General features: G+C 41.0%; 11 protein-coding genes. All 11 read left to right on the top strand.

Features of this window, described 5'->3' with window-relative positions; genetic code table 11:
* The first annotated feature begins 83 nt into the window (after window positions 1-83).
* Window positions 84-374, top strand: coding sequence for a VanZ family protein (locus DWZ76_RS11300; RefSeq protein ID WP_243017821.1), 291 nt, complete (start codon window positions 84-86; stop codon window positions 372-374).
* Window positions 375-512: 138 nt separating this feature from the next.
* Window positions 513-1,211, top strand: a complete 699-nt coding sequence (locus tag DWZ76_RS11295) for a hypothetical protein (RefSeq protein WP_118472699.1) — start codon at window positions 513-515, stop codon at window positions 1,209-1,211.
* Complete coding sequence (locus DWZ76_RS11290; protein ID WP_118472698.1) at window positions 1,212-1,709, top strand: hypothetical protein; 498 nt, start codon at window positions 1,212-1,214, stop codon at window positions 1,707-1,709.
* 76 nt (window positions 1,710-1,785) lie between these two features.
* Window positions 1,786-2,106, top strand: a complete 321-nt coding sequence (locus DWZ76_RS11285; RefSeq protein WP_118472697.1) for a hypothetical protein — start codon at window positions 1,786-1,788, stop codon at window positions 2,104-2,106.
* 139 nt (window positions 2,107-2,245) lie between these two features.
* A complete protein-coding gene (locus DWZ76_RS11280; protein WP_118472696.1) occupies window positions 2,246-2,629 on the top strand; it encodes a VOC family protein in 384 nt (127 codons plus the stop codon).
* Window position 2,630: 1 nt separating this feature from the next.
* Window positions 2,631-2,975: a hypothetical protein gene (locus DWZ76_RS11275; RefSeq protein ID WP_118472695.1), complete on the top strand. Its 345-nt coding sequence runs from the start codon at window positions 2,631-2,633 to the stop codon at window positions 2,973-2,975.
* A gap of 63 nt (window positions 2,976-3,038) precedes the next feature.
* A complete protein-coding gene (locus DWZ76_RS11270) occupies window positions 3,039-3,383 on the top strand; it encodes a hypothetical protein (RefSeq protein WP_118472694.1) in 345 nt (114 codons plus the stop codon).
* Between the two features lie 128 nt (window positions 3,384-3,511).
* On the top strand, window positions 3,512-3,784 hold the full coding sequence (locus tag DWZ76_RS11265; RefSeq protein ID WP_147353135.1) for a hypothetical protein: 273 nt from the start codon (window positions 3,512-3,514) through the stop codon (window positions 3,782-3,784).
* Window positions 3,785-3,972: 188 nt separating this feature from the next.
* Complete coding sequence (locus DWZ76_RS11260; protein WP_118472692.1) at window positions 3,973-4,194, top strand: hypothetical protein; 222 nt, start codon at window positions 3,973-3,975, stop codon at window positions 4,192-4,194.
* 97 nt (window positions 4,195-4,291) lie between these two features.
* On the top strand, window positions 4,292-5,443 hold the full coding sequence (locus DWZ76_RS11255) for an AAA family ATPase (RefSeq protein WP_118472691.1): 1,152 nt from the start codon (window positions 4,292-4,294) through the stop codon (window positions 5,441-5,443).
* 12 nt (window positions 5,444-5,455) lie between these two features.
* A complete protein-coding gene (locus tag DWZ76_RS11250) occupies window positions 5,456-5,974 on the top strand; it encodes a hypothetical protein (RefSeq protein WP_118472690.1) in 519 nt (172 codons plus the stop codon).
* Window positions 5,975-6,163: the final 189 nt, after the last annotated feature.

Below are 6,163 nucleotides of genomic sequence, written 5' to 3'. Positions count from 1 at the left end.
ACTGCCGGTATCCGTTCCTTCGGAACAGGGGTACATTTGAACCGTAATATTCAGTCATGGGCGGCTGGGGCATCTGGGAGACAGTGAACGGCGAACAGAAGCTGACAACGGAGTGTATTGAGAATGTGATCATGATGGTGCCGTTTTCTGCCGTAGTGATGTGGACATTCGAAGAAAAGATAGGAAACGGTTGGAAGAAGATCCTGTGGCAAAGCGGGAAGATAGCATTTATCTTTTCGGTGAGCATGGAGATGTTGCAGTTATTGCTCCGTCTAGGTACGTTTCAGCTATCAGACATCTTCTATAATACAGTAGGTGGAATGATTGGCGGATTGATGTATTGTACAGTGATGAAGGCAAGAAAGCATCTGTAAAATTGGATGAAATTGTGATATACTGGGAGCGGTAGCTCCCTACGCTGCTCTGATAATCACACACCTCTCCGTGGTGGGCAGCAGGTAACGATCTTATGATCGGCTGAGATGTGAAGAATTTAGGAGGAGGAACGATTTATGCATGTGTATAAAGAATTAAGTTTTGTCGGCAATAAACCGGAATTGGATAAATTATCGGAAGAGATATATAATGTATTTCCAACAGACTGGATCAAACCTAAAAGTAATCAGATGCTTAAAGATTATATTCTTGCTGATTATATTGGAACGAAAGCCCCTCATGCGGAGGTTTCAATTTATTATGGAAAAGATACATGGCGTGAGGGTTATATTAAGGTTTGTAATATTGTTCCGCTTCAAAAAAGTCAGTTAACAATTGATGAGTATAATCAACTACTGGAATTATTTTATAACGATATAGCCAAGGTGTATGGTGAAACACATGAGGAAATTAAGGTTGTTGGACCATCATCAGGACAATTTGATCCGCTTGATTATATCTCAGAAAAGGCATTAAAAAAATTGACGCTTTTTTGCGATGCAGCAAACAAGTCTACCGGTTCATCACACCCTAGTGACGAGGAACGCTGGTTTGATTTTATATGTCAGACAGTAGATGATAGGAGAACATTTGATTATGATACCTTGTTTAAATTTTTGCAAGATGAGGAGTACTGGGGGAAAAAGGAAAGTGGATTTTTAGGAGTAATTGGATGCTTTGCATGGAGTGAGGAAAATGCGGAGGAACTTGCGTCTGAATACGATAACTATGTTCGGATTCTTCAGTATTATAAAAAAACGAGACTGGGAGAATAAATGAGCGTGTGGGATGTTGCTTTAACAATTATTAATGTGATTCTTGCAATTATTTCAGGCATTGGGGCATATAATTCTGTTAAGTATTTTCGGAAAAGCAAAAATCTTACGATTTTCGCACAAACAAACAAGGCATTAGTAGAAGTTCAAAAGATGCTAATAAAATTGCCGGAAGCACTGTCGTCCTCAAATTCCTCAAGACGAGGGAAAAAAGGACTTAGTTTACATAATGCTTTATGCGATATTGGGCAAGAGCTTAACGTGAATTTGACAGAAATCAATTCGAATATACCAGCAGAATATTCAGGCGAGTTGCGGCAGTTGCAGAACAAAGACGGTTTCAACTTACAAACCTATATTAATTCGTATATTAGTGGTGATGCGGTGAAAGATAACGGAATTGATTCAGAAGATTTCAATTCATGCCAAGCTAAGCTTTTGGAGATACAAGATTACTTGAAAAAAGTGGCTTTGGAGACAGAGGAAAAATTGAAGTAAGAAAAGATACAAGAGCTTATGGTACATTGCTCACAGTATTACATAAAAATATTACAAAAGAAATGAGGTATATATTATGCCAAGAACAAAAGGGAGCAAGAACCGCCCCAAATCCGATATTGTGTCCCAGATCACAGAGAAGCAGGAGTCTATCGCTTCCCTGACTGCTGAGATAGCATCCATCACTGCAAACATTGACACTTTGAAAGCTGACCTGAAAGAGAAGAAGATTGATCTGAAGAAGGCTGAGAAAGAAGTGGCATCCCTGGAAGCGAAGAAGGCAAAGGCGGATGCTAAAGCCGCTGAAGAAGCTAAGAAGGCTGAAGCCGAGAGTGTGGTTAAGAGATTATTAGCCAGCGGGATGAGCGCAGAGGAGATTCTGGAAAAAATGAAATAAACAAGAACCCAAGAAAAAAATAAATGCCGTGTGGACAAACTGAACTCCAGGAGTTCACACGGTATATTTTGAAGGTGGCTATATAGTTTATAACGAAAATAAAAAAGAACAAAATTAAAAGAAATGGAGCGTGAGAAAAATGAATTTATCAAAAATACATCATATTGCAATCATCGTATCCGACTACGAAGCATCAAAGGATTTCTATGTAAACAAACTGGGATTCTCTGTCATCAGAGAAAACTATCGCCCAGAGCGTAAAGACTGGAAGCTGGATCTGCGTGTTAACGAACACACAGAGCTGGAGATTTTTGCAGAAGAAAACCCACCGAAGCGTGTGAACCGCCCGGAGACCTGTGGGCTGCGTCACCTTGCATTTTGTGTGGAGAGCGTGGAGCAGACAGTGAATGAGTTGGCAGAGGTAGGAATTGAATGTGAGCCAATTCGTGTGGATGATTACACCGGCAAGAAGATGACTTTTTTCCATGACCCAGACGGACTGCCGTTGGAGCTGCATGAGTAAAATGAAGAAAACAAGAAAACCAGGCGGTGGCCGGAAGAAGTTGAAGCCAGAGTACGATGCTGGGAAAAATCTGAAAGAGCAGATGGAAAGTGCTGTGGAGCTTTATGATTCTGAGATGTCCCTCCAATCCATTGCAGATGCTCTGAACCTAAACCCTATCAAAGTCCGGAAGCTGCTCATCACGGCCGGAGTGTATGAGTCGGATGTGGCGGAGAAAGTAAAAAACACTTTTGAAGAATACCGTGAAACACGAGACTACAAAACCTCCATACTCACAACATCATCTACTCTTCAACTCTCCAAAGCCTCCGTTACTTCGTACCTGCCATATCAGAAAGGCGTGTAATTCCCAAGTACAGAGAAAGAAAAGATTAGTGTTGGAGCAGAGCGGCAACGGAGATACAGAGCGATGAAGTGGTGGAGGGTTGATCCGACAGAGGAAAACTTCTGGAGCGTGGTTCTGGCCTATGCTGGTGTGAAATTCAAAACTTACTCAGGGCTGTCATTTACTTACGAAATTAAAAAAGGCAGGAATGGCGAGTACACGAAGGAGCTGTGGATCGACAGACGGGAAAAGAGTAAAAGTCTGGCATGGAGTTCTATAGTTTTGGCACTGGGAAATATAAAAGGTGAAGTAGTAGAGAGACCCAAAGCTCTGGGCGATATCCGGGGAGTGACTTACATCTACGGGATGTTCTACCGGTTCGGGCTGATCGATGTGCCAGATGAAGTGAAGGAAAAGATGGGGATCTGAAAAACCGTAAAAAATAGGTTGCTATGTGCAAAAGTCTACGGTAATATGTGCCGTAACTGAGGAAGTGAATCTCAGTTGGGAAGGACGGTAGCATTATAGAAAAATTGAAGGAAATGCTGGAGGAGTATTTGAGGAAAACGGAACCAGAGTATTATCCGCCAGTGGAGAATCTGCTTGATCTGATCTACGAACATTACACGGAGAATAATCCAGTAGAGAAAAACACAGTTGCCGGGAAAACCGCAAAGGTCAAGGAAAAGGAACTGGAAGAGTGGCTGCGTGGCTTGGAAGGTATGAATAGGCTCGTAGATGACTATGTCGGAGATAAAGATTCCCCTCTGGGAGAAGATTATGGACCGGCAGGGAACAGTGTGCTGTGCATGGGAGAAGACTGCTTTTGAGGAAGGTCTGAAAGTCGGGATACGGCTTATGATGGAAGTATATAGTTTGTAACGGAAATAAAATGAACTTCTGGAGTTCAAAAAAGCCCTCGCTGTGTGTGATACACATTGGGGCGCTGGTCAGTTATTATCTTCTGCCCGTATTCTGAGCAATTCCTCTATTTCATTTTTATTCGCCAAGTGCACCGATGCCGGTACAAAGCAATGTTGACGGAGCAAAGTTCGCGGCGTTCATCGATGCGGTCGTGGCAGACAGCATCATGGAGTTGGGGAAGAGAGAAGATGACCTGTCAAAAGCGGGTGTGACCATGTTGGGGAATGTGGATGGAAAGCGCATGTTGGAGCAGATGAGTCCCCAGTTTTTGGAGTTCGTGCTGGATGCGTATCGGAGTTTGAAATACAGAAAATAAAAACGAGAAATGCGTTGATAATTTCTGGGAAATAGGGTATAATGAACTTGATGGAAAATAAAAACGTGAAATCCGTTTTTGGAATGGAGAATGGTACATGAAAATACTTCGTATTACAGCACAAGGGCTTCCGTTGTTTAAGGAAGACATGGATATTTGCTTTTACACTCAGCAGCGTGTGAGTGAAGATGACAGGAATAATCTGTATAATCTGATTGACAACTATTACCTTCATTCTGCATGTGCATTTATTGGAATCAATGCTTCTGGCAAAACCTCTGTGCTGAAAGTCATAAATTTAGCACTGAACATTATAAAGAATGAGCCAATCAATCATGTGGAGGCAAAAACCATTCTTGGAGGGTCAGAGAAAGCTGCGATTCGCACATACTTTTATGATAAGCGCAAATATATCTGCTGTCTTGAAACCGTGATTACAGCGAAAAAGGCAAAGACAGGCGAGTATGTGTATTCAATCTTGTCTGAAAGACTATGGGAAAAGCCGATTGCAGGCGTTAAGTCGAAAAAATATTTGACGGATTTCGATGGAATAGAGCCTGTTGACACACGTGATAGTAATGAAGCTTACCTTTCAGATGATGTCAGCTTTATTATCGCTCATAATAAAAAGGTAAATGACACCGTTGAGGTGTTTAGCCTTCTTTCATATACGAATGTGAATGTTTTGCCTTTTACAGAAGATATTCCGCTGGAAGTAATTACTTTTCTTGATCCGACTATCGAGAAGCTATGTTTTGAGCAGGCGGAAGGAAAAACATTTATTCATCTGAAATTTAGAGATGAAGATGAGATTATCTTGAATAATGCGGTAGATCTTGAGCAGTATTTGTCTTCTGGTACAATTAAGGGCATTATTACATTTTCGATGGTGAAAGAGGTTCTTCAATCTGGAGGATACCTTCTGGTAGATGAAATTGAAAATCATTTTAATAAAGAAATTGTAACGACTCTGATGCGTTTCTTCATGGATAGCCGACTTAACAAGAGAGGCGGAACGCTGATTTTTACAACGCATTATCCGGAACTGCTGGATGAATATGATCGAAATGATGGAATTTGTATCGTAAGAAATCGAAATGGCATTACAGTGGAAAACTTGAGCTATATTCTAAAGCGCAATGACATTAAGAAGAGCGATGCATATCAAAGCGGATTTCTGGAAGGAACAACTCCAGCGTATGAAGCATATATGCGTTTGAAGAAAAATCTGGCCGCTTCAATTAAATAAGGGGGCGGTAGGATGAAGTTAGCACCATATATAGCGTGTGTATGTGAAGGATCAGCAGAAGCTGCAATTATTGATGTTCTAGTGGATAATAATCTTTTGATTTTTACAAGAGAAGATATGCTTGAAGAAAATGTTATTCGCTGCAGGAGTGCTAAGACATTTGAGGAACGCTTCTTACGTAAAGGATTTAAAGATCAGATTTCTGTTATAAGGATTCTTGACTCTCGGAGAGAAGAGTTTAGGCTTAGCAAAGCCTATGAGAAGAAGGTTGATGTGATCAATGTTATTACTGCTCCGGAGATAGAGATGCTGATTATTCATAGCGAAGGAGCTTATGAGCGATTTAAGCGTTCAGGAAAGAAACCGAGTGAATTCTGTAAATCAGATCTTCGTATGCATAATGTGAAATCGTATGATTTTGTAAAAGATTATTTTAGTAATCCACTGACATTAGTTAATGCAATAAAAGAGTACCGTAGAACCGCAAATATTCCTAAAGGTGAATATAGTTTATCAGATCTGTTAAAATAAAGATTTGCCCACTGGTGTACCGTGTAAATCCTACATAGTACGCTGGTGGGCTTCTTTTTTTGCCTCATCCCGCATGAACCACAGACAGCACCCCGGCATGCTCCGAAGTGCAGTTGTGGCTTATGCGGGTTTTTGTGTTATGTGGTCAACGGGTTACAAAATCATACTCCCAATCCGTATAAAATCGCT

Origin of the sequence: Clostridium sp. AF35-15 (assembly GCF_003477745.1) — a bacterium.
In the GTDB taxonomy this organism is placed as follows: Bacteria; Bacillota; Clostridia; order Lachnospirales; family Lachnospiraceae; genus Otoolea; species Otoolea fessa.
This window is presented reverse-complemented; position numbering and strand designations above follow the sequence as displayed.

Excerpts from the sequence above, each read along its gene's own strand:
- DWZ76_RS11270 (WP_118472694.1), top strand. The coding sequence starts at position 3,039 with ATGAAGTGGTGGAGGGTTGATCCGACAGAGGAAAACTTCTGGAGCGTG.
- DWZ76_RS11275 (WP_118472695.1), top strand. The coding sequence starts at position 2,631 with ATGAAGAAAACAAGAAAACCAGGCGGTGGCCGGAAGAAGTTGAAGCCA.
- DWZ76_RS11280 (WP_118472696.1), top strand. The coding sequence starts at position 2,246 with ATGAATTTATCAAAAATACATCATATTGCAATCATCGTATCCGACTAC.
- DWZ76_RS11290 (WP_118472698.1), top strand. The coding sequence starts at position 1,212 with ATGAGCGTGTGGGATGTTGCTTTAACAATTATTAATGTGATTCTTGCA.
- DWZ76_RS11255 (WP_118472691.1), top strand. The coding sequence starts at position 4,292 with ATGAAAATACTTCGTATTACAGCACAAGGGCTTCCGTTGTTTAAGGAA.
- DWZ76_RS11260 (WP_118472692.1), top strand. The coding sequence starts at position 3,973 with ATGCCGGTACAAAGCAATGTTGACGGAGCAAAGTTCGCGGCGTTCATC.
- DWZ76_RS11285 (WP_118472697.1), top strand. The coding sequence starts at position 1,786 with ATGCCAAGAACAAAAGGGAGCAAGAACCGCCCCAAATCCGATATTGTG.
- DWZ76_RS11295 (WP_118472699.1), top strand. The coding sequence starts at position 513 with ATGCATGTGTATAAAGAATTAAGTTTTGTCGGCAATAAACCGGAATTG.
- DWZ76_RS11250 (WP_118472690.1), top strand. The coding sequence starts at position 5,456 with ATGAAGTTAGCACCATATATAGCGTGTGTATGTGAAGGATCAGCAGAA.